Genomic DNA, 21,977 nt, shown 5'->3' on the forward strand with positions numbered 1-21,977 from the left:
CTCCGGCGGCTCACGCTGTCCAGGCCGGATCCCGCCCGATGACGCCGAGCAGGCGGTCGAACGGCGGGGCGTCGTCCGGCACGGGCACCGGCGGCCCGAAGGCGCCGCGTTGCCTGCCCATCTCCACCATCCGGTCGGTGAAGTGCAGCGCCCGCGAGACGGTCTCGGGGTCCGGCTCGTACTCCTGATCGGTCGCTCTGGCCAGGTCCCAGCCGTGCACGACCATGTCGACGAGGTACATGTGGCCCAGCGTGGTCATCGGCAGGCCCATGGCGGGGCTGGTCCCCTCCCACACTCCGGGCCGCGACCAGGCGGCCAGCGTGGCCTTCGCTCTCTCGGGGAAGTCGCCCGCGTAAGGCCCCTGCTCGACGCGCGGCCCGTTGCGACCCAGCGACTCGAACAACGCCGCCACCCACTCGAGGTGGCTGATCAGGTCCTTGACGTCGAACTTCGCGCATGGCGTGGACAACCCGAGCTGCTCCGGCCGCACCGCGCGTACCAACTCCGCGGTCCGTTCGGTGGCCCGCGTCATCAGCGGCATCATGTCTTCCATGGCGACCACCCTGCCCCGCGTGCCCGCAGGGCGGCTTGTAGAAACGCGACAGCGCGGCTGGGTCGATCCGTATGCGGGGCTCGACGCCTTCGATTTCGTCCGGCAGGCGCCATCGCCCGGGATCGCGCCGTACGTGGACCATTTCTGGGTCGTGACGTGGACCGGCCTCGCCGAGCCGTACGAGCAGCGCATCGTCTCGCACCCGACCGTGAACATGACGATCGCCCGGGACTTCCGCCGGATCGCGGGAGTGATCAGAGGCGGGTTCTCCTACACGATGCAGGGCAGTGGCCGGGTGCTCGGCACGCGCTTCCGCCCGGGTGGCTTCCGGCCGTTCCTCGGTGGTCCGGTGTCCCGGCTGACCGGCCGGTTCGTGGAGATCAGCGAGATGTACGGCGCGGCCGGCGCGACCCTGGTCGAGCAGGTCCTGGCCGAGCCCGACGCCCAGGCCGCCATCGCGCTCGTCGAGGCGTTCCTGCTGAGCCTGGAACCGGATCAGGATCCGCTGTCGGAAGAGGTCGCCGCACTGACGGCGATGGTGGAGAACGACGTGTCCGTGACCAGGGTCGACGAGTTGGCCGCCAGATCGGGGCGATCGGTGCGCTCGCTGCAGAGGCTGTTCCGGGACTATGTCGGCATCGGCCCCAAGTGGGTGATCCGCCGATTCCGGCTCCACGAGGCCGCGGAGAGGGTCTACCAGGGCCTCGACCTCGCCACGCTGGCCGCCGAGCTCGGCTACACCGATCAGGCCCACCTGACCCGGGACTTCACCGCCGCCGTCGGCATTCCTCCCGCGGCCTACGCCCGGCTCGGAGGCCGGGCCTGATCCTCGTAGCGCGGTTCGCGCGGGAGCGGAGGGCGTGGAGAGTGTGGCGGCGCCGCGCGCCGCCACACCGCTGCCGTGCTGCCGCTGCCCTCCTGCGGGCAGGAGGTCACGCGGGATCGGACCGATCGACGGTCCCGGACTTCGCGCTCAGAGGAGGGTGTCCCTGACCGCGATCTGACCGTTGTCGATGACGAACTTCTGGTTGTTGTTGGGCAGGCACTGCCACAGGTAGACCGGCGAGAGGTTGGCGCGGCTGTTGGTGACGTCCAGGCAGATGCGGTTGCCCGAGTTGAGAGTGGACTTGAGGATGATCAGGCCCCTCTGGACGACCCAGAGCTGGTTGGCGTTTCCGAGGCACTGCCACTGGTACACCCGGGTGCCGTTGGCGCGGTTGTTGGAGGCGTCCAGACACATCTCCCGCCCCGTGCCGATGGTGTCCTCGACCTTGATGAGGCCGTCCTGGAAGACGAACTTCTGGTTGGGGTTGTTGTCCTGGCACTGCCACAGATACATCTGCGTACCGTTGCCGCGGCCGTTGCTCAGGTCGACGCACGCCGGGGTGCCGACCAGGGCCGTGCGGTCGGCGTGCGGGTCGGCGGAGGCCGAGGCGGGCAGGGTGGTGACCGCACCCACGGCGGCGGAGACGACGGCGACGGCCAGCAGACGGCGAGCGAGCATGGTTTGCCTCCCGAGGAAGTTGATCGAGTCGCAAGCACCATGTCACTACTCACCGTCACTGATCAATTACCTGACGTGCGTGTCCCGTCGTGGGGCGGAAACCCAGGACGGTCGGAGACGGCGGCGCCGGAAGGCGAGATCCACCGATCTGACGCGGCGCCGGTGGGCTGCGATGCGGGCGGGCGGCTCAGCCGTGGGCGCGAAGAGCGGCGATCAGCCAGGTGAAGGCGGGTACGGCCGACGGAGAGGGCTCATGTCCGTTGAGCACGGCTATCAGGTGCCAATAGCGCTCCACCCGGGCGTCGGCGACGGTCTCAAGCCACCGAAGCAGCTCACTGCGTTCACCGGCCGGCATGTCGGGCTTGATGATGCGATGGAGAACCGACCGGCCTTCGACCGAGTCTGGTGTGATTGATGCGGCTATCGCCCGGTTGGCGTGCTCCAGGGTCAATGACCGGAGCTCATAGCCGTAGCGAGACGTCACCGATGAGGCACCGGCCAGCGCGATCCGCCGGAGCCGTCGCCGGAAGTCCTCGCCGGCGACCAGGTCGGCCAGCTCGATCCAGGCGTCGACCTGGCTCGGCGCCGGATCGTCCGGCAACCCATCGGGCAGCTCCCGCATCCAATCCGCGATCACCTTGGCGTCGTCGTCCAGCGGGATGTCCGAGAACGTGTTCTCGATGAACTCGTCGATGACCTGCTGCCGCTGCGCGGCGGACAGACGGGCGAGTTTGTGCGTCATCATCGTCTCCTCGGTTGTGCCGCCACGCGCTGCGATCGCGCGGAGTACGGCGCGGCGAAGCTTCAGAGCCCTGATCTCCGCGTCCAGCGCTCGGGCGTGTACCTCGGCCACGTCCGCCACCGTGGCTTGGTGCGCGAGGATCTTCCGGACGGCCTCCAGTCCGATACCGAGGTCGCGCAGGGCGTGGACCAGGTCGAACCGGGCCACGGCGGCGGCGTCGTAGAGGCGGTACCCGCCGGCCGAGCGGCCCGTGGGGACTATCAGGCCGCCGTCGGACCAGAAGCGTATGGTGTGCACCGAAAGACCGGTACGCCGAGCGATCTGGCCTACGGTGTAGAACCCCGTTCTGTCACTCACAAGGACGAGCCTGCACCTTCGAGCCACTCGAAACTCAAGCTGAATTCGTCGGTTATCGCCAGGCTGCGCCGGGGACTTCGACCTGGGTCGAGAGCACCTGGCCGGTTCCGGGTGGCACCATCTCGGGCATGCGCCACTCGGCCGCCAGGATGAACAGGGTCTTTCCGTCATCGCCGCCGAGCGCGCAGGCGAAGCATCCCCGGTCGACGTCGACGGTCTGCAGGACCTCTCCGCCCTCCCGGATCCGGACGCAGCGCCTGTTGCCGACGTCGGCGTACCAGACGGCGCCCTCGGCGTCGACGCAGATGCCGTCGGGGTGGTCCTCGCCGGTATCGGCCCAGACCCGGCGGCCCGCCAGGCCGCCGTCGGCCTCGATGTCGAAGGCGGTGAGCCGGTTGCCGTACGAGTCGGCGACGATCAGCGTCGAGCCGTCCCGCGTCACGGCCATGCCGTTGGGAAAGGCGATGTCGCCGGCGACCTGGCGGGCCGCACCGCCGGGGCCGACGTGCACGACGGACCCGGGGGCGAACGCCCCGCCGCCGGCCATGTCGAAGCCGATCCGGTTGACGTAGGTGTTGCCGCGGCCGTCGACGACGATCTCGTTCCAGCCGCGCCCGAGACCGGTGAGGTCCGTCTCGGCCACCAGGGAGCCGTCGGGTTCCCGTCGCAGCAGCAGCCCTCGCGCGGAGTCGAGGATCATCAGCCGCCCGTCCGCTCGCCACTCCATGCAGAGGGGGAGCGAGTCCACCCGGGCCACCACTTCGTGCTTGCCGTCGAGGTCGAGCGCGATCACCTCGTGCGCGGTCCAGTCGGAGAAGTAGAGGCGGCCGTCGTGCCAGCGTGGCGACTCGACCAGCCCGAGACCGGTGAGCCACGTACGCAGTTCCGGCATTGACGGCTCCCTCCGCGATGTCCGCTCCGCCGCCGGGCGACGACTCTCAGGGACGGTACGCGATCCCTACGACAGTTTCCGGGGCGCCGCCGGCGCCGAGAAGACACCGGGAAGACACCGCGACCGCTTCCCGCAGGTGTCACACATGGCCGGGCCGCCCGGTCGATGATGAGTATCCACAGCGCGATAAGGAGAAGTCACATGCCCGAGCTCCTCCCGTTCGTCATCGATCCCACCGGCGCCGACCGGCACGCCGAGTACCGGGCCCTGCGGGCTCGCGGCCCGGCCACTCCGGTGGACATCCTCGGCCTGCGCGCCTGGGCGGTCACCGACCCCGCCGTTCTCCGGACCCTTCTCACCAGCCCCGACGTCTCGAAGGACGGCCGTGCGCACTACCCGGCCTTCCAGGAGACGGCCGGCACGTGGCCGCTCGCCCTGTGGATACTGGTGGAGAACATGTTCACCGCGTACGGCGCGGATCACCGCAGGTTACGCCGGATGATCTCACCCGCCTTCAGCGCACGCCGCATCGCCGAGCTGAAGCCGATCGTCCGGTCCATCGTCACCGGGCTGGTCGACGGCCTCGCCGCGCTGCCCGCCGGCCAGGTGGTGGACCTGCGGGAGCGACTGGCGTTACCGCTGCCCATCGCGGTGATCGGCCACCTGATGGGCGTGCCGGAGGACCAGCGCGACGGGTTCCGGCAGATCGTCGACCGGGTCTTCGACAGCACGCTCACGCCCGAGCAGGCTCAGGCCAACACCGTGCGTCTCTACGAGCACATCGACCAGTTGATCGCGACCAAGCGCGCCGACCCCGGCGACGACCTGACCTCCTTCCTCATCGCCGCGCGTGACGAGGAGTCGGACGGCTCGGGATTCACCGACCAGGAGTTGCGCGACACGCTGGGCCTGATGATCAACGCGGGGTACGAGACGACCGTCAACGTCATCGACCAGGCCGTCTTCGCGATGCTGACGTCACCGGAACAGCTCCGTCTCGTCCGGACCGGCGAGGCCGCCTGGGAGGACGTGGTGGAGGAGACCCTTCGCCACGAGCCCGCCGTCAAGTACCTCCCGCTGCGCTTCGCCGTCACCGATCTCCGGCTGCCGGACGGCCAGGTCATCTCCGCGGGAGAGCCGATCCTCGCGGCGTACGGGGCCGCCAACCGGCACCCGGAGTGGCACGGGCCGGACGCCGACGCCTTCGACGTCACCCGCCGGGTCAAGGACCACCTGGCATTCGGATACGGCGTGCACTTCTGCCTCGGCGCGCCCCTGGCCCGGCTGGAGGTCGTGGAGGCCCTGCGTCAGCTTTTCGAGCGTTTCCCCGCCATGTCACTCGCGGTGCCGGCCGCCGGGTTGCGGCCGTTGCCCACCCTCATCAGCAACGGGCACAGGGCACTCCCCGTACGCCTGCGCGCCGCCGGATAGCCCGGCACAAGGGACACCCTGCCGTACGCCTTCGCCGGGACGGGGTCGTCTCCGGCGAAGGCGCGTCGGCGCGTCACCGCGTCACCGCGTCACCGCGTCGTTCAGACGCGGGTCCACTTCTGGTTGTTCTGGCCGTTGCACGACCAGATCTGCACCTTGGTGCCGTTGGCGGTGCCGCTGCCGGACACGTCCAGGCACTTGTTCGCGCCGACCGCGGTGATGCTGCCGTCGGAGTTGAGGCGCCACTTCTGGTTGTTCTGCCCGTTGCAGTCCCAGATGATCACCGCGGTGCCGTCGGCGGTGCCGGCGTTGTTGACGTCCAGGCACTTGCTGCCGTAGACGCGCAGCTCACCGGCGCTGGTCGTCGCCCACTTCTGGTTGTTCTGGCCGTTGCAGTCCCAGATCAGCACCGTGGCGCCGTTCGACTGCGAGGCGCCGTTGACATCCAGGCAGCGGCCCGACGCCACACCCCTGATCGAACCCGTGGCCGGAGGCGTGGCGGTGGGTGTGGATGTGGGGGTGGCCGTAGGAGTCGCCGTGGGTGAGGCGGTGGTGCCGGTGACGGTGAGCAGGACCGCCTCGCGGGCGGGCACCGTGGTGGCGTAGCTGTTGGTGAAGGTCCCGGCGTCGGTCCCCGTCCACAGGTTCCGGACGGTGGCCGCCCCGCTCAGGCCGAGGTCCGACCAGCGGACGGTCATGGACGCGGACGAGGTGGTCCGGTTGAGCAGGAGCACGGCCCGGCGGCCGGTGCCCGAGAGCACCTTGCTGTAGACCTGGCGTCCGCTCTGGTCCTCGGCGACCTTCACGCCCTGCCGTCCGAGCGGGTCCTGGTCGACCGCGAGCACCTCCCGGTTGGTGAGGATCGCCCGGGTCTCCGCGCTCATCGTGGCGAGGTTGTTGCCGGCCAGCAACGGCGCCCCGGAGATCGCCCACAGGCCCATGTGCGTACGGTTCTGCGCGGCGGAGAAGCCGTTCATGCCGACGATGAGCATGTCGGGGTCGTTGTAGTGACCGGGGCTCTGCGCGTTCGGGTGCTGGGCGGAGTCGAAGTTGGCCAGCATCCGGTCCATCGAGGCGTTCTCGCCCCAGTAGATGATGTCCCCGCTGGTGCGCCACATGGTGGAGATGGCCGGCGCCCAGTCCCACGGGTTCTGGGCGCCCCAGTTGCAGACCGACAGCACCATCGGCCGTCCGGTCTGCGCGGTGGCGCGGTCGATGGCGGCGCTGATCGCCTGGTAGGCGGTGCGGGCGTTGAGCCCCTCGGCCTGGCCGCCGCACCAGTCGACCTTCACGAAGTCGAAGCCCCAGCGGGAGAACTGCAGGAAGTCCTGGTCGTAGTGGCCCTCGCTGCCGCTGTTCGGGGCGGCCGGGCGGCCGGTCGGGTAGTAGTAACCGCAGCCGTTGCGGCCGGCGTCGGTGTAGATGCCCGCCTTGAGGCCCTTGCTATGGATGTAGTCGGCGATCGCCTTCATCCCGCCGGGCCACTCGGCGGTGTCGACCGTGATGTTGCCGGAGGAGTCCCGCGTCCCCTGCCACCAGCCCTCGTCGATGTTGACGTATTCGTAGCCGGCGTCCTTCATCCCCGAGGACACCATCGCGTCCACCTGGGCCTTGATCACGTTGTAGTTGATCTGGGCGGCGAAGGTGTTCCAGGAGGCCCAGCCCAAGGGAGGCGTCGCCACGGCCGCGACGGCCGCGGCCGGCATGGCGACCGTTCGCGCCACGCCGTCCGGGACGGCCCATCCCGCCGACGCCAGGGCGAGGACCACGACCTGTACGGCGACGAGCAGCCGCGACAGGGGCCGGGTGAGGGCCGGGTGACCATTCCCGGCGTCGTCGGAACGGCGTCGCCGTACGGGTCCGCGTAGTCGCATCGTGCCTCCTCGTCTCTGAGGTGCTCGTGCCGGTGCGGCTCGGCGAGTGGGAAGCGCGGCGTTCCACTCACTCCGCGGCTGACCGGGTGAGCCAGAGTTCGGTCCGGTGTTAGCGTTAACATTTCCGTGCCAGCACCTTCCCCCGATGGAGAGGCAGGTGGTGGTGGTGCCGAAGGGAGCGAATACGACATCTCAGGGGCCGTCAAGTCTCCTGCCGCCCTCCCCGCCCGACCTCCTGCCCGCCATCCTGCCGGAGTGAAACGTTCATGTGCGGTAAGCTCCCGGCGCCGTAGGGGACAGGACAAGGGGAAGGCGAGATGGCTCTGGAGATCGAGAGCCGGCCGTCCGACTCGCCGTACATCGAGCGGGTGTGGCGGAGCACCAGCCAGGACGTCAGCGAGATGACGTCCGTGGCGACGGCGCACTGGGACCTGGTCTTCTGGGAACACCGCGGGCAGGTCAGCGTGTCCGTGCAGGGGCCGGAGACGAGGGCGGCACGGGCCTCCGTGCCCGAGGACGCGACGTTCTTCGGGATCGTCTTCGCGCTCGGCACCTCGATGCCGCATCTTCCGGCGAACCGCCTCGTCGACGCCTCGGCGGAGATACCCGACGCGACCCGCAGGACGTTCCACCTCAAGGGGTCCGCCTGGTGCCTTCCGGACTACGACAACGCCGAGATGTTCGTGCGCCGCATGGTCCGCGAGGACGTCCTGGCCTGTGACCCGGTCGTCGCCGCGGTGCTCGACGGCGCGTCGCCGGACCTGTCGGAGCGCACCCTCCAGCGGCGCTTCCTCGCGGCGACCGGCCTCACCCGCGGCGCGGTCCGGCAGATCGAGCGTGCCCGGCGGGCGGCCGTGCTGATCCGGGAGGGCGTGCCCGCGACCGAGGTGGTCCACCGGCTCGGCTACTTCGACCAGCCGCATCTGGCGAGGTCACTGGTCCGTTACGTCGGGCAGACCGCCACGCGGTTGGGCGAGCGCGATCCGGTGGAGCCGCTGTCGCTTCTGTACAAGACCTGATTGCCGCCGCTCTCCTAATCTTCCCTTCGCGGCCGTCGTAACGGCCGCGAAGGGTCTCGCGGCCGTCGTGACGGCGAAGGGTCTCGTGGCCGGCGTGAACGGGGCGCCGCCGAGGAAGAGGAAAAGGGGAGCAGAGCAATGGCGAAGATCGTTTCGAGTTTCTTCATCTCGCTGGACGGCGTGGTCGAGTCGCCGGACCAGTGGCACTTCCCGTACTGGAGCGACGAGATGGGCGCCGTCGTCCAGGCGGGCATGCAGAACGCCGCGGGCTTCCTGATGGGCCGCAGGCTGTACGACGAGTGGTCCGCCTACTGGACGACGACCGACCAGGACCCCGAGGTGGCGGCGGCGTTCAACAACGCCCGCAAGTGGGTCGTGTCGAGCACCCTGGAGAAGGCGGACTGGTCCAACACGACCCTCGTCTCCGGTGACGTCGCGGGCAGGCTGCGCGAGCTCAAGGAACAGACCACCGAAGGCGACATCCAGATGTCCGGCAGCGCGACGACCGTGCGATGGCTGCTGGCCAACGGGCTGCTCGACGAGCTGCACCTGCTCGTCCACCCGATCGTCGTCGGCCGCGGCCACCGGCTGTTCGAGGACACCCCGACGCACAAGCTGAAGCTGGTCGGCTCCGAGACGTTCAAGACCGGGGTGCTGCACCTGACCTACGCCCCCGACGCCGACTGACCGCCGTCCGCCGACCGGTGCCCGCCGCACGCGCCGCCGTGGAGCGGATCTTTTGATCAGGGCGGCGCGCCGCAGACGGCCCGGGGTGTCCGTCGCGCCGGACTCGCCCGCCGCTGTGCCGTTTTCAGGTGGCGTGCGGGCCGCGATACTGGAGCGTCTCGCTGTAGACGATGTTGGTGGTGGTGCTGCCGAACCGCGCCAGCTCGTCCACGACCTTCTCCAGGTGGGCCATGGAGGTGGCCGCGACCTTGAGCGTGTAGCAGTCATCGCCGGTGGTGCGCAGGCACTCCAGGATCTCCATGCGCTCGCCCAGCAGCCGGTGCAGCGGCTCGTGCCTGCTGCCCGGATACTTGAGCCGCACCACGGCGAGCACGGCGTATCCGGCCTGCCCCAGATCGACGACGGCGCGGTAACCCCTGATGACGCCGACCGCCTCCAGCCGGCGCACCCGCTCGGTCGTCGCGGAGGCGCTCAGGCTCACCCGCCGGGCCAGCTCGGTGAGCGGTACGCGGCCGTCGCGTTGCAGCTCGGCGAGGATGGACCAGTCCGTCGCGTCAAGACTCTCGGCCATTCGCCGAATCTACCGGGGAATCCACGGCGGAACCACCGTCAAGCAGGGAATTCTTCCTTCCCGATGGCGTGGCCGCACAATAGCCTGGACCGGTGAAACTAGGTGTCAACGTCCCGAACTTCGGGCCGGGCGCCCGGCCGGACGTGCTGCGCGGCTGGGCGGAGACGGCGGAGGATCTCGGGTTCGACCTGCTCATGGTCTCCGATCACGTCGTCGTGACCCCCGATGTCGCCGGGCAGTATCCGGCGCCGTTCTACGAGCCGTTCACCACGCTGTCCTGGCTGGCCGGGATCACCACGAGGATCGGGCTCGGCACCACCGTGCTCATCGTGCCCTACCGGCACCCGCTGCTCACGGCCCGGATTGCGGCCAACCTCCAGCAGCTCAGCGGAGGCCGCCTGACCCTCGGGGTGGGCGTGGGCTGGGCGCGGCAGGAGTTCGAGGCGCTCGGCGTGCCGTACGAGCGGCGCGGCGCGCTGACCGACGAGCACCTGCGGGCGATCCGCCGGGCGTGGCGGGACGAGGAGGACTACCGGGCCGGGCACATCCCGATCTGGATCGGCGGCGGCAGCGACGCCGCCCTCCGCAGGGCGGTGCTCCTCGGCGACGCGTGGCACCCGCTGCGCTTCACCCTCCCGTGGCTGGACGAGCGGATGGACCGGCTGGCCGCCATCGCGGCGGGCCTGGGGCGTCCCGCCCCCGCGTTCGCCCCGCGCATCCTGCTGCGGCTCACCGACACCCCCGTGAAGGGCGCGGAACGCCGGGCCGGCGAGGGCACCGTCGGCCAGGTCCTCGACGACCTGGAACGGCTGCGCCTCCTCGGCGCCGAGACTGTCCTGCTCGATCCCTTCGGCGGGGACCCCGATGAGACAAACCATCCGGAGGCGGCCTGGCGCATGCTCGCTACGGTGGCCGCCGCCCGTACGAGAACGGAGCACCCGTGACACCGGACGAAGAAAACCTCCTCCGCAGGGCGATCGAGTTGGCCGCGGCGGCCCGGGAGGATGGGAACCCGCCGTTCGGCTCGCTGCTCGTGGGCCCGGACGGCGGCGTCCTCGCCGAGGAGTGCAACACCTCGCTCACGGATTCGGACATCACCGCCCATCCGGAGTTGAAGCTCGCGCGCTGGGCCGCCCGCGAGCTCGACCCCGCCACCGCGGCCGGCACGACCATGTTCACGAGCTGCCAGCCGTGTGGCATGTGCGCGGGGGCCATCGAGCGCTCCGGGCTCGGCCGTGTCGTCTTCGCGCTCTCCACCGAGCAACTCGGCACGCTGAAGCCGCCGACCGGCCCGTCGTCCTTCCGTCAGGAGGGGCCGGCGTTGTTCGACGAGGCGCGGGTCCCCGTCGAGGGCTACTACACCTGACGATTTCCGGTGACGCTTCGATAGCGTCGGGGCATGCGGCTTCATGTGGGATGCGCGATGTGGACGCACAAGCCGTGGCAGGGGCGCCTCCTGCCGCACCCGCTCCCGCCCGGGGAGCGCCTGCGGGCCTATGCGACCTGGTGCAACGCGGTGGAGGGCAACACCACCTTCTACGCGACGCCCGCGCGGAGCACGGTGGAGACCTGGGCCGGGCAGACCGGCCCGGACTTCCGCTTCGTGGTCAAGCTGCCCAAGTCGATCACCCACGAACGCCGTCTCACCGGCGCCGAGGACGAGGTGCGCGCGTTCTTCGACGCGATCGAACCGCTGGGGCCGCGCGCCCACATGCTGTGGATCCAGCTTCCCGGCTCGTTCGGGCCCGCCGACGCCGGGGTCCTCGGGACCTTCCTCGCCCGGCTTCCCCGTTCCCACCGGTACGGCGTGGAGGTGCGGCACCGCGCGTTCTTCGACGATCCGCGGGCCGTACGGCTGCTGGAGGCCGTCCTGGCGGGGGCCGGTGCGGAGTGGATCCCGTTCGACACGACCGTGCTGTTCCGGAGCCCGCCGACCAGCGACGCCGAGCGCGACGCCTGGACGAAGAAGCCGCGCGTGCCCCTGCGCGCCACGGCCCTCACCGACCGGCCGGTCGTCCGCTATCTCGGCCGCGACGACCAGGCGCGTACGGTCGAGGGCTGGCGCCACTGGGTGGACACCGTGGCCGGGTGGCTGCGCGAGGGCCGCTCCCCGACGGTGTTCGTGCACACTCCCGACAACGCCGACGCGCCGGTGCTCGCCCGCCTGTTCCACGACGCGGTACGGGCCGAGGTGCCCGGCGTCGAGCCACTGCCGGAACCGCTGTCCGGGCAACTCGGCGACCAAGCCCAGGACGAGCCGCTCACCCTGTTCTGATCACTTCTTGACGGCCCGCAGCAGGACGAACCTCGGGTCGCTCGCCACGACCTCGCAGTTGCCGAAGAGCCTGCGCAGCTTGACGTGGTAGCCGAGGTGGCGGTTGCCCACCACCCACAGTTCGCCGCCCCGCCGCAGCCCGGCGCGGGCGCCGTTGAACATCCGCCAGGCGGTCGCGTCGGTCCGGCCGCGGTGGCTGTGGAACGGCGGGTTGTTGAGCACCAGGTCCGCCGTGCCCGGCGGGAAACCGGCCATGCCATCGGCCGCCGTGAACCGCGCGACCGCGCCCGCCGGGGCGTTCGCCAGGAACGTCGCCTCCGCCGAGGCCAGCGCCTGGTACGACTCGTCGACGAACGTCACCTCGGCGTCCTGGTTGGACAGCGCCGCGGCGAGCCCGATCACCCCGTTGCCGCAGCCGAGGTCGACGACGTGCTCCGCCCCCGTACGCGTGGGCAGGTTGCGGAGGAGCAGACGGGTGCCCGCGTCGAGGCGGTCGGCGCTGAAGACCCCGGCGTGGCTCACGACGGTCAGGCCGGAGACCACCCCGGCGTCGGCGGGCAGGCGGAGGCTCCGCGGCCACGGATCGTCCTTCCGGAGCGGCCCGGGTTCCGGCGCGCAGAAGATCAGCCGGGCCTTCCTCACGGCCAGGGAGGTCCTGGTCGGCCCGAGGATGCGTTCGAACAGCCGTAGCGTCGAGGTGTGGATCTCGGTGACCATCCCCGCCCCGACGACCACGGTGCCGGGACGCACGGCCGGGGCGAGGCGGTGCAGTTGGTCCTCCAGGAGCGCGAGACTCTTCGGCACCCGGACCAGCAGCACGTCGATCCGCTCCGGCGGCGCCTCCCTGGTGGTGAGCAGCCGTACGGCGTCGGCGGGCAGGTCGTTGCGCTCCAGGTTGGCGACGGTCGCCCGGCGGCCGAGGAAGGAGTCGCTGATCTGGATCGGGCCGTGCCCGGCGAGCGCGGTTACCAGGGCGCCCCACCGGTCGCCCAGCACGACCACGTTCCCCGACAGGTCCACCGGCCCGTCCTCGCGCTCGTCGAGATGACGCAGCAGGTATTCGTCGGCGGCGTCCCACGCGCGCAGTGGGTCGCGGGGATCCTCGGGGAAGCGGGCGAGGCAGAAGTCCCCGCGCGCTGTCGTCAGGCGCTCCATCGCGCCCCAGGCTAGTGCCCCCGCTCAGTCGCGGCGGCGCGCGTTCCACCACAGCACCAACGCCAGGACCGCGATCGCGGTGCAGCCTCCGACGGCCATCCCGGCGAAGAAGCCCGCCCCCTCGCCGCCTTCGGACCGCCCCCACAGGGCCCACAGCGCGACCAGGACGATCAGGAGCGCGGCCGTCACGGCATAGAACCGACGGCTGAAGAAGATGCTCCGCCCCGGGGCCGCGGGCGGGGAGTCGATCTGCGCGGCCGGTCCCACGCTGGCGGCCTTGGGCCGTTTGAAGTACCCGAAGCAGACCCAGGTGCCGCAGGGCTCCCAGCCCTCGGGCGCCAACCGCTCGGCGAGCGCCCGGGCGCCTCCCGGTGTCACCCGTTCCCTGCGGTACTCCCACCGCTGCGGACGCTCCGGGTCGCGGTGGCTGACGAACCTGCCGAGGGAGTCGACCCGGTCGACCTCCCAGCCCTGGTCGCCGAGCCGGGCCAGCATCTGCCGGTCGGCGAAGACGTCGGCGGTCCACCGCCACTCGGTCGCGTCCGCCGCGTCGGCCTCGGGCGAGCGCGCCGCCAGGAGCTGCTCCGCGAACCCGCCGACCGGCCCGAACTCCTCCTCCGGGTCCGCGCCGGTCTCGGCGGCGTACGACGTGAGGTCGGCGACCATGGCCTCGGCCTGCTCGCCCGGCACGCCGCCGGCGCGCAGCAGCGCGGTGAGTTCGTCGAGGTAGCCGGTCACTTCAGCCCTCCCGAGGCCAGCATGGTGCGTACCGACTCGTCGAACGCCAGCCACAGGCGGCCCTGCTCGGCGAGCGTCTGGCGGCCCTGCTCCGTCAGCCGGTAGTAGCGCCGCCCGGGGCCGCGCTCGGTCACCCGGAACTCGGCCGACACCAGGCCCGCCTCCTCCAGCCGGTTGAGCACGGGATACAGCGTGCCGCCCCTGATCTGGCCGAGTCCCGAGGCGGCGAGCATCTTGGCGATCTCGTAGCCGTAGTTCTCGCCCTCGGTCAGGCTGGCCAGCACCAGCAGATCGAGGACTCCCTTGAGCCAGCTCGCCCGGCGGTCGGTCGCCATGAGCTCATCCTCGCACGGTAGCGGTGCTACCTAGGCGGCGTGGCCGACCTTCCCCGGCGGGGGCGCGGGCACGAGCACCAGGCCCCGGACGTCGATCAGGACGTGCGCCACGATCGGCAGCAGCAGGCTGTCGGTGGCCAGGTACATCGCGGTGAACCAGAGACCGAGGAGGGCCACTCCGGCCATCCCCCTCCAGCCCTGGTAGAGGTGTCCCGCCACGAACACCGCCAGGGCGAGAACCGCGGCCACGTTCGGGTTCAGGCCCAGGACCCCGACGCCGAGCGCGATGAGCAGGCCGCGGTAGACGACCTCCTCGCAGACGCCCGCGGTGACCGCCATCGCGACGGCGTGCCACCGCTCGGCGGGGGTGCGCGGCAGCAGTGCCGCCACGGCCTCCTGACCCGGTAAGGCGCGGCCGGACCGGGACGCGTGGCGGAGCGCCAGGGAGCCGGCCAGCAGGGCGCCCCCCAGGCTGGCGGTCATCACCGCGACCTTCCCGAAGTCGTCGGGCCGGGTGAAGCCCAGGTCACGGAGGCCGGCGTCCGGCGACAGCGCCAGGATCAGCGCCGTCACGGCGATCCAGGCCCACTCCTCGCCGATCCAGATCCGGTACGCCCGCACGAGAGCCCGGGGGTCGTCGGCGCGGCGCCGCGCCAGGCGGTCGTACTGGCGCCGGCCGAGCCAGGGGGAGACGAAGGCCAGGTAGGCCGTCAGCGGCACCGCCAGAAACAGGCTCGGGACCGTGAAGCTCGGAACGGTCATGACCAGCCGCCCTTTCTACATCAGGTGACGATCTAGACGATAAAGCGAGCTAGTTAGGAATGCAACCTATAGGACCTCGACGTCCGCGATACTCGTCTGCGTATACTCGTCCACGAGTAGCAGAGACGAGGTGAGGGCGATGGCCGGGCGGCGGAAGGTGAACAACCTGCTGGGCCTGGCGGTGCTGTCGACGGTCGTCCAGCGCCCCATGCATCCGTACGAGATGGCCACCCTGATGCGGGCCCGCGGCAAGGACCGCGACATGGGCGTCAAGTGGGGGTCGCTCTACACGGTGGTGCGCAACCTGGAGAAGCACGGGTTCCTGGAGGTGGCGGGAACCGTGCGCGAGGGGGCGCACCCCGAGCGCACGATCTACCGCATCACCGACGCCGGGCGGGCCGAGATGGCCGACTGGGTACGCGACCTGATCGCGGACCCCGAGCCCGAGCGGCCGAGGTTCGAGGCCGCCCTCTCGGTGTGCGGAGTGCTTCCGCCGGAGGAGCTGACCGGCCTGCTGCGGCGCCGGCTGGCCCGGCTGGAGGAGGACGTCGCCGCGCAGCGGGAGGCCCTCGCCGAGTGGCGCCGGGAGACGCCGCGGCTGTTCCTCGTCGAGGCGGAGTACGACCTGGCCGTCCGCGAGGCGGAGGCTGCGTGGATCCGGTCCTTCGTCGAGGAACTGACCAGTGGGGCCTTCCCCGACCTGCCCATGTGGCGGGCCTGGCACGAGTCGGGGCGGATGCCGCCCGAGATGGCCGAACTCGCCGAAAGGGGCCTCACCTCGGACTGAACCCCATGAGCGAACCCCGGCGTGGTGCGGGAACACCTCGCCGGGGTCGCGACCCTCGAACCGAAACCCGCGGACGGATCCGGTCGCAAGGTTGGCAACCGCAAGGATAGCCGGGCTCCCTCCACGGGCCGGTTCGGACACCCGTACGAACCGACACCGGAGAAGACCATGGAGAAGATCACACAGAAGCAGGCGGCGGGCATGGAGGGCGCGGTGGCCCGGTGGTACGCCCGCCAGCGCGCCTCCGCACCCCAGCTGGCCGCCGTACGGCGGTTCGCGGCGGAGGTCACGGCGGGGCTGCCCGCGGGGGCGGCCGTACTGGAGGTGGCCCCCGGCCCGGGTCACCTGGCCGTCGAGACGGCCCGGCTCGGGTTCGCGGTGACCGGGCTCGACCTCAGCCGCACGTTCGTGGAGATCGCGGCCGGCAACGCCCGCCGGGCGGGGGTGCACGTCGACGTGCTGCGGGGCGACGCCGCCGACCTCCCCTTCCCCGACGGCTCCTTCGACCTGGTCGTCTGCCAGGCCGCCTTCAAGAACTTCGGGCGGCCCGTGCGCGCCCTCGACGAGATGCACCGGGTGCTGCGCCCCGGCGGCCGGGCGGTGATCCAGGACATGAGCCGGGAGGCGTCCCGGGCCGCCGTCGACGAGGAGATCAGAGGCATGGGGCTCACGCCGCTGAACGCCCTCATGACGAAGGTGCCGCTGCTCGCGCTGCGCCGCCGCGCCTACTCCCGGGACCTGTTCGCCCGCCTCGCCGCCGAGAGCGCGTTCGGGACCTGCGAGATCCGTACGGAGGGCATCAGCGTCGAGGTCCGGCTGACCAGACCGGCCCGGTAGGCCGCGTGGCCGGGGCGGGGCCTGGAGCGCCCCGCCCCGGACCACGCGCGGTCAGGACGAGGCCGGTACGGGCGTGGTCTCCTCCTCGGCGACCCGCAGTCCACGCACGCCGGGGGCCAGGAGCGCCGCCAGCGTGACCAGGACGATGATCGCGCCGCAGGCGACCAGCGCCGGCCGCGGCCCCACCCCGATGGCGACCGGCCCGGCCACCAGCAGGCCGAGTGGCCCGAACATGAGAGACCCGAGCGCGTCGTAGGAGCTCACCCGCGACAGCGACTCGGCCGGGATCTCGCGCTGCATCGTGGTCTGCCACAGCACGCCGAAGATGTCGAAGCACACCCCCATCACGAACGCCCCGCCCACGACCGTCCACAGCGGCGCGTCCAGGCCGAGCAGCACGTACGGCGCGGCGGTGGGCAGTGTGAGCAGCGTGGCGACCAGGATGGGCCGCCGGGGGCGCAGGCGCAGCGTGACGACCACCCCCACGATCATGCCGACGGCCTCGCCCGCGAGGACGGCCGACCACGCGGGCGCCCCGCCGAGCGACTCCTTGGCGACGAGCGGCCCGAGCACGCCGTGGGCGGCCTGCAGCGCCATGACCAGGACCGAGAACTGGGCGACGACCACCCACAGCCACTGGCGGGAGACGAACTCGCGCCAGCCGTCCCGCAGTTCGGCCAGCACCGAATGCCCGCCGCCCGCCGTCCGCTCGGCCGGCGTGAGCCGCAGCAGCGCGACCAGTACGGCGGCCACGGCGAACATCGCCCCGCTCACGGTCAGTGCCCAGCCGCTCCCCAGCAGGACCACGGCGGCGCCGCTCAGCACCAGGCCGGCCACGCGGGAGACGTTCTGGCCCAGCCCCAGCAGCGCGTTCGCGGTCTGCAGCCGGTCGGCGGGCACCACGTCCGGGATGATGCCGGTCAGGGCGGGGAACAGGGCCGCGGCGGCGATGCCGCTCACCGCGCTCGCGATCACGAGGGCGGGCAGCGGCGTCCAGCCGGTGAGCATCATCGCGGCCAGGCAGAAGTACGCCGCCGCGTTGAGCGACTCGCCCACCATCATGACCCGGTGACGCGGCAGCCGATCGGCGATCACGCCGCCGACGAGGATGAACAGCACCATCGGCAGCGCCTCGGCGGTGAGCACGGCCGACAGTGTCGTGGCGGTCGCGCCGGGGAGGCCGAGCACGCCGAAGGCGAGGGCCACCGGCGCGAAGGCGGTGCCGAGCACGGAGATCGTGCGGGCCGCCAGCAGCAGGGCGAACCGCCGATCTCCGAGCAGGCCGAGATCGCGGCGGACGCCATTCATGTGAGAACTCCGAGAGACGGGCCGGTGGTGGAGAAGGGTGCACGGGGAGGAGGGGTGCACAGGATGAGGTGACAGTCCATCGTGCCGCTCCCGGACGTGCCCGTCACCTCATTTACCGCCGCGTTCACCGCTGCCGGAGACTCCCGCCCCGCTCACCTCGGTAGATCCGTCAGGGCTTTCCGGGGGGAGACCAAGTGGGGCCCAGCACCTATCCTTGGCGGGGAGGGGTAGTCTCGGCGGGAAGACAAGAGCGATCCTTCCGACAGTCCGCTCTTGTGCCCTGGTGGAAGGTGGACGGCGGGTTCATGGGTGGAGGTGATCGCATTCTGCGGCTGACCCCTGTGAACAGTTCGCCCGACGGGTCCGGCGAACTCCCGCGGGAAGCCGTCACCGCCCTCGTGCAGGCCACGCTCGACGCGATGCCGACCCAGGGCGTCTGGCAGCTGCCGATCCGCGACCCGGCCGGCGTCGTCGTCGACTTCGAGGTGCTCGCGGCGAGCCCGGAGGCCCGCGACATCAAGGACCGGGTCGGCAAGGAACTCGTCGGCCTGCGCATGCTGCAGGGATACCCGAGCGTCGCCGGCTCCCCGCTCTGGGAGGCCTGCCTGCGGGTCGTGTCGACCGGGGAGGCCGAGGACGTCACTCCCTACGTCCACCGGGAGGACGACGACGGTGTCCCCTTCCTGTCCACCTACAGCGTCCGCGTGGCCCCGCTGCAGGGCGGCATCTTCCTGTCCTGGGTGCGTCACGACAGGGAGGAGCGGCTGGCCGCCCGGCTGCTGCACACCGAGCGCCTCGGTCACCTGGGCTGGGGCCACTGGAGCCTGGTGACGGGCGAGGTCGAGTGGTCCGACCAGCTCTACGTCATCCACGGGCGCGACCCGGCCGACGGCCCGTTCCCCCTGGAGTACTACCGCGAGATCGCCCACCCCGACGACGTGCCCGTCGTCGACCACGCGCTCTCCACGCTCATCGAGCACGGCGGGCCGCACGAGTTCGAGCTGCGCATCCGCGTCGGCCGGGAGCACCGGCACATCAGGGCCACGGCCGAGGTCACCAGGGACGCGGCGGGGCGGCCCGTCGAGATCCACGGCGTGCTCCAGGACGTCACCGACTGGCGCCGGACCGCCGACGAGCTGGCCGAGGTCAGCCAGCGGCTGGAGGAGGAGTCGCAGCTCACCGCGCGCCTGCAGAGCATCATCCTCCCGGTGCAGGACGCAGTGCCCGGGCTGCAGCTCGGCGTACGCTACTTCCCCGCAGAGACGGCCCCGCTGGGCGGCGACTGGTACCAGGCCATCCACCTCGACAACGAGGAGGCGCTGCTGGCCGTCGGCGACGTCGCCGGGCACGGCCTGGCCGCCGCCTCCGCCATGGCGAAGCTGCGGCACGCGATCACCGGGCTGGCCTTCGCCGACCACGACCCGGCGCAGATTCTGGTCGCGCTGAACCGGCTGCTGCGGCGGATGCGGCCCGACGTGCTCGCCACGGCGGTGGTGGCGCGTTACCGGGTCGAGGACCGCACGCTCACGTGGACCCACGCGGGCCACCCTCCGATGCTGCTGGTGCGGGGTGACAAGGTGCACCGGCTGCTGCATCCCGGAGTCCTCCTCGGGGTCTTCGAGAGCGTGAGCTACACGTGCGCACAGATCCGGCTGGAGCCGGACGACCTGCTTCTGATGTTCACCGACGGTCTCATCGAACGACCGGGCCGGGACCTGTTCGAGGGTCTGGACATCCTCAGCGAGGCCATTGCGGAGGTGGTGCCGAAGGTGCCTCCGGACGAGAGGGTGGCGGCCGTCATGGGGGTCCTCGCTCCGAGCAACACCGGTGACGACACCTGCATCCTCGCCGCGCGCATCTTGCCGAACGCTTTGGAAGTGTCCTGATGTCCGAACTCCATATCTCGACAGAGCCGATCACGCCCGACGCCGGAGACAGTGGGAGCAGCGGCATCCTCGGAGTGGTGACGGTGCGGGGGACGCTCGACTTCATCACCCACGAGACGGCCTCCGGGCTCTTCGACAAGGCCTTCGCGCAGTACGGGCCGCACCTGGTCATGGACCTCCTGGGGCTCGACTTCCTCGACTCCAGGGCGACCGGCCTGCTGGTGAGCTGCTGGAAGCGCGCACTCGACGAAGGGGGCTGGCTGGCTCTCGTCGCGCTGGAGAAGGGCGCGGCGCGCGCCCTGTGGATCACGGGCCTGGCGTCCCACGTCCCGGTCTTCCCCACCGTCGAGGCCGCCCTCGCCGCCGCTCCGCCGCGCGCCGCCCAGTAGGCCCCCACGACAGGCCCTCGCGAGCGGCCTGGGGTCACCGAAGCCTCCGCGAGCCGATCCAAGACCTCCCCAACTCCTCCTCACGTGCCGCCACGGGCGGGATAGGGCCACAGGGTCCGGGTAGCACCCCCACAGGACGGCCGGGCCGGGGAGCTGAGCCTGGGGGCCTGGAGGGGGCGAGGTCATGAGACGTCTCATCGCCGCCGCGGCACTCGCGGCCGCGGGCCTCGGAGTGGCGCGATGGGCGGCGGCACGCGGCCGGAGGCCCGTTCCGGCGAGGGACCCCCTCGCGGCCGGCCGCTGGCTCGGCGTCACGATCAACCGGCCGCCCGAGGAGGTCGCCCCCGGCGAGAGGCTGCCCGAGCCGCTGACCCGCGTGGACGCGGAGGTGCGGATGAACCGGGCGCCGGGCGGCCGGGGCACGGAACTCTACGCCCGCCCGAGGGGGCGTACGGCGCGGGCCGAAGGCGCCCTGACCCGGCTGCGCGGCGAGGACTCCCGCACGGCGGTCCGTACCGCGCTGCGCGAGGCGAAGTCCCTGCTGGAGACGGGCGACGTGCTGCGGTCGGACGAGGAGATCGCCACCACCCGGCCCACCCTGCCGGGGAAGGTCCTCGACCTGGCGCTCGGCCGGGCGTCGGAAGGGGGACGGCTGTGATGAAGGCGGTCTGCTGGCAGGGCGTGAACGAGCTGTCGGTCGAGCGGGTGCCCGACCCCGCGATCCTCAACGCCCAGGACGCGATCGTGAAGGTGACGGCCAGCACCACCTGCGGCTCCGACCTGCACCTGCTCGGCGGTCACATCCCGGCCATGCGGGCGGGTGACGTCATCGGGCACGAGTTCCTCGGCGAGATCGTGGAGACCGGCCCGGAGGTGACCCGGCACCGGCCGGGCGACCGGGTGGTGGTCTGCTCGATCATCGGCTGCGGGCGCTGCTGGTCGTGCCGGCACGGCGACTGGTCCCTGTGCGAGAACAGCAATCCCAACCCGGGCATCACGGACCTGATGTGGGGCGGGTCGACGGCCGGGATCTTCGGCTACTCCCACGCGATGGGGGGCTTCAGAGGCAGCCACGCCGAGTACGTCCGGGTGCCCTTCGCCGACCACAACGCGTTCACCGTGCCCGAGGGCGTCTCCGACATGGACGCCGTGTTCGCCTCCGACGCCGTCCCGACGGGATGGATGGGAGCCGACCTCGGCGGCGTACGGCCGGGCGACGTGGTCGCGGTGTGGGGCTGCGGCGGCGTCGGCCAGATGGCCGCCAGAGCCGCGATGCTCCTCGGCGCCGAACGGGTCGTCGCGATCGACCGCTACCCCGAACGGCTGGCCATGACCACCCGCCACGTCGGCTGCGAGGTGGTCGACTACACGACCACCGACGTCGTCTCCGAACTGCGCGAGCGCACCGGCGGGCGGGGACCCGACGTGTGCATCGAGGCCGTCGGCATGGAGGCGGACAGCACCGGCCTGCAGCGCGTTTACGACGGGGTCAAGCAGCGGCTCCGCCTGGAGCAGGACCGCCCGGCCGCCGTACGGGAGGCGATCCACGCCTGCCGCAAGGGCGGCTCGGTGTTCGTGCTCGGCGTCTTCGCCGGGTTCGTGGACAAGTTCCCGCTCGGCGCGCTGATGAACAAGGGCCTCACACTGCGGGGCGCGCAGCAGCACGGCCAGCGGTACATCCCGAAGCTGCTCGAACTGATCGGCAGGGGGGACCTGAAGCCGTCCCACCTCGCCACGCACACCATGACACTCGACGAGGGGCCCAGGGGCTACGACCTGTTCAAGAACAAGAAGGACGGCTGCGTGCGGGCCGTGTTCCGCCCCTGGATCTGAGACTCCGGACCCGGCGCGGGCGGGCGTGAAGACGGCCCGCCG

The 21,977-nt window shown here is 71.4% G+C and carries 24 protein-coding genes; 13 read left to right on the top strand and 11 right to left on the bottom strand.

The window, feature by feature from the left end; genetic code table 11:
• Window positions 1–10: 10 nt before the first annotated feature.
• Window positions 11–553, bottom strand: a complete 543-nt coding sequence (locus HHX40_RS20235) for a TIGR03086 family metal-binding protein (protein ID WP_182881855.1) — start codon at window positions 551–553, stop codon at window positions 11–13.
• Here HHX40_RS20235 and HHX40_RS20240 point away from each other — a divergent pair.
• On the top strand, window positions 552–1,379 hold the full coding sequence (locus tag HHX40_RS20240; RefSeq protein ID WP_182881856.1) for a helix-turn-helix domain-containing protein: 828 nt from the start codon (window positions 552–554) through the stop codon (window positions 1,377–1,379). The two genes, HHX40_RS20235 and HHX40_RS20240, sit on opposite strands and share 2 nt — an antisense overlap.
• Window positions 1,380–1,526: 147 nt before the next feature.
• On the opposite strand, the gene HHX40_RS20245 is transcribed toward HHX40_RS20240, so the two are convergent.
• From HHX40_RS20245 to HHX40_RS20255, 3 genes are all read right to left on the bottom strand, one after another.
• On the bottom strand, window positions 1,527–2,057 hold the full coding sequence (locus HHX40_RS20245) for an RICIN domain-containing protein (protein ID WP_182881857.1): 531 nt from the start codon (window positions 2,055–2,057) through the stop codon (window positions 1,527–1,529).
• Between the two features lie 187 nt (window positions 2,058–2,244).
• On the bottom strand, window positions 2,245–3,183 hold the full coding sequence (locus HHX40_RS20250; protein WP_310738203.1) for a MerR family transcriptional regulator: 939 nt from the start codon (window positions 3,181–3,183) through the stop codon (window positions 2,245–2,247).
• 25 nt (window positions 3,184–3,208) lie between these two features.
• Window positions 3,209–4,048, bottom strand: a complete 840-nt coding sequence (locus HHX40_RS20255; protein ID WP_182881859.1) for an SMP-30/gluconolactonase/LRE family protein — start codon at window positions 4,046–4,048, stop codon at window positions 3,209–3,211.
• A 201-nt stretch (window positions 4,049–4,249) separates the two neighbouring features.
• On the opposite strand from HHX40_RS20255, the gene HHX40_RS20260 reads away from it, so the two are divergent.
• Window positions 4,250–5,479: a cytochrome P450 family protein gene (locus HHX40_RS20260; protein WP_182881860.1), complete on the top strand. Its 1,230-nt coding sequence runs from the start codon at window positions 4,250–4,252 to the stop codon at window positions 5,477–5,479.
• A gap of 101 nt (window positions 5,480–5,580) precedes the next feature.
• On the opposite strand, the gene HHX40_RS20265 is transcribed toward HHX40_RS20260, so the two are convergent.
• A complete protein-coding gene (locus HHX40_RS20265; protein WP_220499353.1) occupies window positions 5,581–7,353 on the bottom strand; it encodes a glycoside hydrolase family 27 protein in 1,773 nt (590 codons plus the stop codon).
• A 317-nt stretch (window positions 7,354–7,670) separates the two neighbouring features.
• Between HHX40_RS20265 and HHX40_RS20270 the strand changes: the two genes are divergently transcribed.
• Window positions 7,671–8,372 (top strand): helix-turn-helix domain-containing protein, encoded by a 702-nt coding sequence (locus HHX40_RS20270; protein ID WP_182881861.1) that lies wholly within the window; start codon window positions 7,671–7,673, stop codon window positions 8,370–8,372.
• A 138-nt stretch (window positions 8,373–8,510) separates the two neighbouring features.
• Window positions 8,511–9,059, top strand: coding sequence for a dihydrofolate reductase family protein (locus HHX40_RS20275; protein ID WP_182881862.1), 549 nt, complete (start codon window positions 8,511–8,513; stop codon window positions 9,057–9,059).
• A gap of 124 nt (window positions 9,060–9,183) precedes the next feature.
• On the opposite strand, the gene HHX40_RS20280 is transcribed toward HHX40_RS20275, so the two are convergent.
• A complete protein-coding gene (locus HHX40_RS20280; RefSeq protein WP_111697492.1) occupies window positions 9,184–9,630 on the bottom strand; it encodes an Lrp/AsnC family transcriptional regulator in 447 nt (148 codons plus the stop codon).
• A 92-nt stretch (window positions 9,631–9,722) separates the two neighbouring features.
• On the opposite strand from HHX40_RS20280, the gene HHX40_RS20285 reads away from it, so the two are divergent.
• From HHX40_RS20285 to HHX40_RS20295, 3 genes are read left to right on the top strand one after another with little or no spacing between them, the layout of a single operon-like run.
• Entirely contained in the window at window positions 9,723–10,574 is an 852-nt protein-coding gene (locus HHX40_RS20285) for an LLM class flavin-dependent oxidoreductase (RefSeq protein WP_182881863.1), read from the top strand.
• On the top strand, window positions 10,571–10,996 hold the full coding sequence (locus HHX40_RS20290) for a nucleoside deaminase (RefSeq protein ID WP_111697494.1): 426 nt from the start codon (window positions 10,571–10,573) through the stop codon (window positions 10,994–10,996). Before HHX40_RS20285 ends, HHX40_RS20290 begins: the two co-directional genes overlap by 4 nt.
• Window positions 10,997–11,029: 33 nt before the next feature.
• On the top strand, window positions 11,030–11,905 hold the full coding sequence (locus HHX40_RS20295) for a DUF72 domain-containing protein (RefSeq protein WP_182881864.1): 876 nt from the start codon (window positions 11,030–11,032) through the stop codon (window positions 11,903–11,905).
• On the opposite strand, the gene HHX40_RS20300 is transcribed toward HHX40_RS20295, so the two are convergent.
• Genes HHX40_RS20300 through HHX40_RS20315 form a run of 4 tightly spaced genes read right to left on the bottom strand, consistent with a single transcriptional unit; the run spans window position 11,906 to window position 14,895 of the window.
• Window positions 11,906–13,060: a methyltransferase gene (locus HHX40_RS20300; protein WP_182881865.1), complete on the bottom strand. Its 1,155-nt coding sequence runs from the start codon at window positions 13,058–13,060 to the stop codon at window positions 11,906–11,908.
• Between the two features lie 24 nt (window positions 13,061–13,084).
• Window positions 13,085–13,798: a hypothetical protein gene (locus HHX40_RS20305; protein WP_220499354.1), complete on the bottom strand. Its 714-nt coding sequence runs from the start codon at window positions 13,796–13,798 to the stop codon at window positions 13,085–13,087.
• Window positions 13,795–14,133 (bottom strand): PadR family transcriptional regulator, encoded by a 339-nt coding sequence (locus HHX40_RS20310; protein ID WP_138459671.1) that lies wholly within the window; start codon window positions 14,131–14,133, stop codon window positions 13,795–13,797. Before HHX40_RS20310 ends, HHX40_RS20305 begins: the two co-directional genes overlap by 4 nt.
• 30 nt (window positions 14,134–14,163) lie before the next feature.
• On the bottom strand, window positions 14,164–14,895 hold the full coding sequence (locus HHX40_RS20315) for a CPBP family intramembrane glutamic endopeptidase (protein WP_182881866.1): 732 nt from the start codon (window positions 14,893–14,895) through the stop codon (window positions 14,164–14,166).
• A 139-nt stretch (window positions 14,896–15,034) separates the two neighbouring features.
• Between HHX40_RS20315 and HHX40_RS20320 the strand changes: the two genes are divergently transcribed.
• Together HHX40_RS20320 and HHX40_RS20325 are read left to right on the top strand one after the other, a co-directional pair.
• Complete coding sequence (locus HHX40_RS20320; protein ID WP_182873107.1) at window positions 15,035–15,682, top strand: PadR family transcriptional regulator; 648 nt, start codon at window positions 15,035–15,037, stop codon at window positions 15,680–15,682.
• Between the two features lie 168 nt (window positions 15,683–15,850).
• Complete coding sequence (locus HHX40_RS20325; protein WP_182881867.1) at window positions 15,851–16,519, top strand: class I SAM-dependent methyltransferase; 669 nt, start codon at window positions 15,851–15,853, stop codon at window positions 16,517–16,519.
• Between the two features lie 51 nt (window positions 16,520–16,570).
• Here the strand turns inward: HHX40_RS20325 and HHX40_RS20330 are convergent, their stop codons facing one another.
• A complete protein-coding gene (locus HHX40_RS20330) occupies window positions 16,571–17,827 on the bottom strand; it encodes an MFS transporter (protein WP_111697502.1) in 1,257 nt (418 codons plus the stop codon).
• Window positions 17,828–18,168: 341 nt separating this feature from the next.
• Here HHX40_RS20330 and HHX40_RS20335 point away from each other — a divergent pair, with 341 nt between their 5' ends.
• The 4 genes from HHX40_RS20335 to HHX40_RS20350 all read left to right on the top strand — a co-directional run bounded on the left by HHX40_RS20335 (window position 18,169) and on the right by HHX40_RS20350 (window position 21,935).
• Entirely contained in the window at window positions 18,169–19,713 is a 1,545-nt protein-coding gene (locus tag HHX40_RS20335) for a PP2C family protein-serine/threonine phosphatase (protein ID WP_182881868.1), read from the top strand.
• Window positions 19,713–20,102, top strand: a complete 390-nt coding sequence (locus HHX40_RS20340; protein WP_111697504.1) for an STAS domain-containing protein — start codon at window positions 19,713–19,715, stop codon at window positions 20,100–20,102. Before HHX40_RS20335 ends, HHX40_RS20340 begins: the two co-directional genes overlap by 1 nt.
• Window positions 20,103–20,286: 184 nt before the next feature.
• Window positions 20,287–20,760, top strand: coding sequence for a hypothetical protein (locus HHX40_RS20345; protein ID WP_182881869.1), 474 nt, complete (start codon window positions 20,287–20,289; stop codon window positions 20,758–20,760).
• Window positions 20,760–21,935 (top strand): zinc-dependent alcohol dehydrogenase, encoded by a 1,176-nt coding sequence (locus HHX40_RS20350; protein WP_182882024.1) that lies wholly within the window; start codon window positions 20,760–20,762, stop codon window positions 21,933–21,935. The genes HHX40_RS20345 and HHX40_RS20350 overlap by 1 nt, the downstream gene beginning before the upstream one ends.
• The last annotated feature ends 42 nt before the right edge of the window (window positions 21,936–21,977 follow it).

The organism is Microbispora sp. H10949, assembly GCF_014161435.1.
In the GTDB taxonomy this organism is placed as follows: domain Bacteria; phylum Actinomycetota; class Actinomycetes; order Streptosporangiales; family Streptosporangiaceae; genus Microbispora; species Microbispora triticiradicis.

Excerpts from the sequence above, each read along its gene's own strand:
- HHX40_RS20275 (WP_182881862.1), top strand. The coding sequence starts at position 8,511 with ATGGCGAAGATCGTTTCGAGTTTCTTCATCTCGCTGGACGGCGTGGTC.
- HHX40_RS20240 (WP_182881856.1), top strand. The coding sequence starts at position 552 with ATGGCGACCACCCTGCCCCGCGTGCCCGCAGGGCGGCTTGTAGAAACG.
- HHX40_RS20255 (WP_182881859.1), bottom strand. The coding sequence starts at position 4,048 with ATGCCGGAACTGCGTACGTGGCTCACCGGTCTCGGGCTGGTCGAGTCG.
- HHX40_RS20245 (WP_182881857.1), bottom strand. The coding sequence starts at position 2,057 with ATGCTCGCTCGCCGTCTGCTGGCCGTCGCCGTCGTCTCCGCCGCCGTG.
- HHX40_RS20350 (WP_182882024.1), top strand. The coding sequence starts at position 20,760 with ATGAAGGCGGTCTGCTGGCAGGGCGTGAACGAGCTGTCGGTCGAGCGG.
- HHX40_RS20260 (WP_182881860.1), top strand. The coding sequence starts at position 4,250 with ATGCCCGAGCTCCTCCCGTTCGTCATCGATCCCACCGGCGCCGACCGG.
- HHX40_RS20325 (WP_182881867.1), top strand. The coding sequence starts at position 15,851 with ATGGAGAAGATCACACAGAAGCAGGCGGCGGGCATGGAGGGCGCGGTG.
- HHX40_RS20320 (WP_182873107.1), top strand. The coding sequence starts at position 15,035 with ATGGCCGGGCGGCGGAAGGTGAACAACCTGCTGGGCCTGGCGGTGCTG.
- HHX40_RS20270 (WP_182881861.1), top strand. The coding sequence starts at position 7,671 with ATGGCTCTGGAGATCGAGAGCCGGCCGTCCGACTCGCCGTACATCGAG.
- HHX40_RS20330 (WP_111697502.1), bottom strand. The coding sequence starts at position 17,827 with ATGAATGGCGTCCGCCGCGATCTCGGCCTGCTCGGAGATCGGCGGTTC.
- HHX40_RS20235 (WP_182881855.1), bottom strand. The coding sequence starts at position 553 with ATGGAAGACATGATGCCGCTGATGACGCGGGCCACCGAACGGACCGCG.
- HHX40_RS20310 (WP_138459671.1), bottom strand. The coding sequence starts at position 14,133 with ATGGCGACCGACCGCCGGGCGAGCTGGCTCAAGGGAGTCCTCGATCTG.
- HHX40_RS20295 (WP_182881864.1), top strand. The coding sequence starts at position 11,030 with ATGCGGCTTCATGTGGGATGCGCGATGTGGACGCACAAGCCGTGGCAG.
- HHX40_RS20300 (WP_182881865.1), bottom strand. The coding sequence starts at position 13,060 with ATGGAGCGCCTGACGACAGCGCGCGGGGACTTCTGCCTCGCCCGCTTC.
- HHX40_RS20340 (WP_111697504.1), top strand. The coding sequence starts at position 19,713 with ATGTCCGAACTCCATATCTCGACAGAGCCGATCACGCCCGACGCCGGA.
- HHX40_RS20280 (WP_111697492.1), bottom strand. The coding sequence starts at position 9,630 with ATGGCCGAGAGTCTTGACGCGACGGACTGGTCCATCCTCGCCGAGCTG.
- HHX40_RS20345 (WP_182881869.1), top strand. The coding sequence starts at position 20,287 with ATGAGACGTCTCATCGCCGCCGCGGCACTCGCGGCCGCGGGCCTCGGA.
- HHX40_RS20265 (WP_220499353.1), bottom strand. The coding sequence starts at position 7,353 with ATGCGACTACGCGGACCCGTACGGCGACGCCGTTCCGACGACGCCGGG.
- HHX40_RS20315 (WP_182881866.1), bottom strand. The coding sequence starts at position 14,895 with ATGACCGTTCCGAGCTTCACGGTCCCGAGCCTGTTTCTGGCGGTGCCG.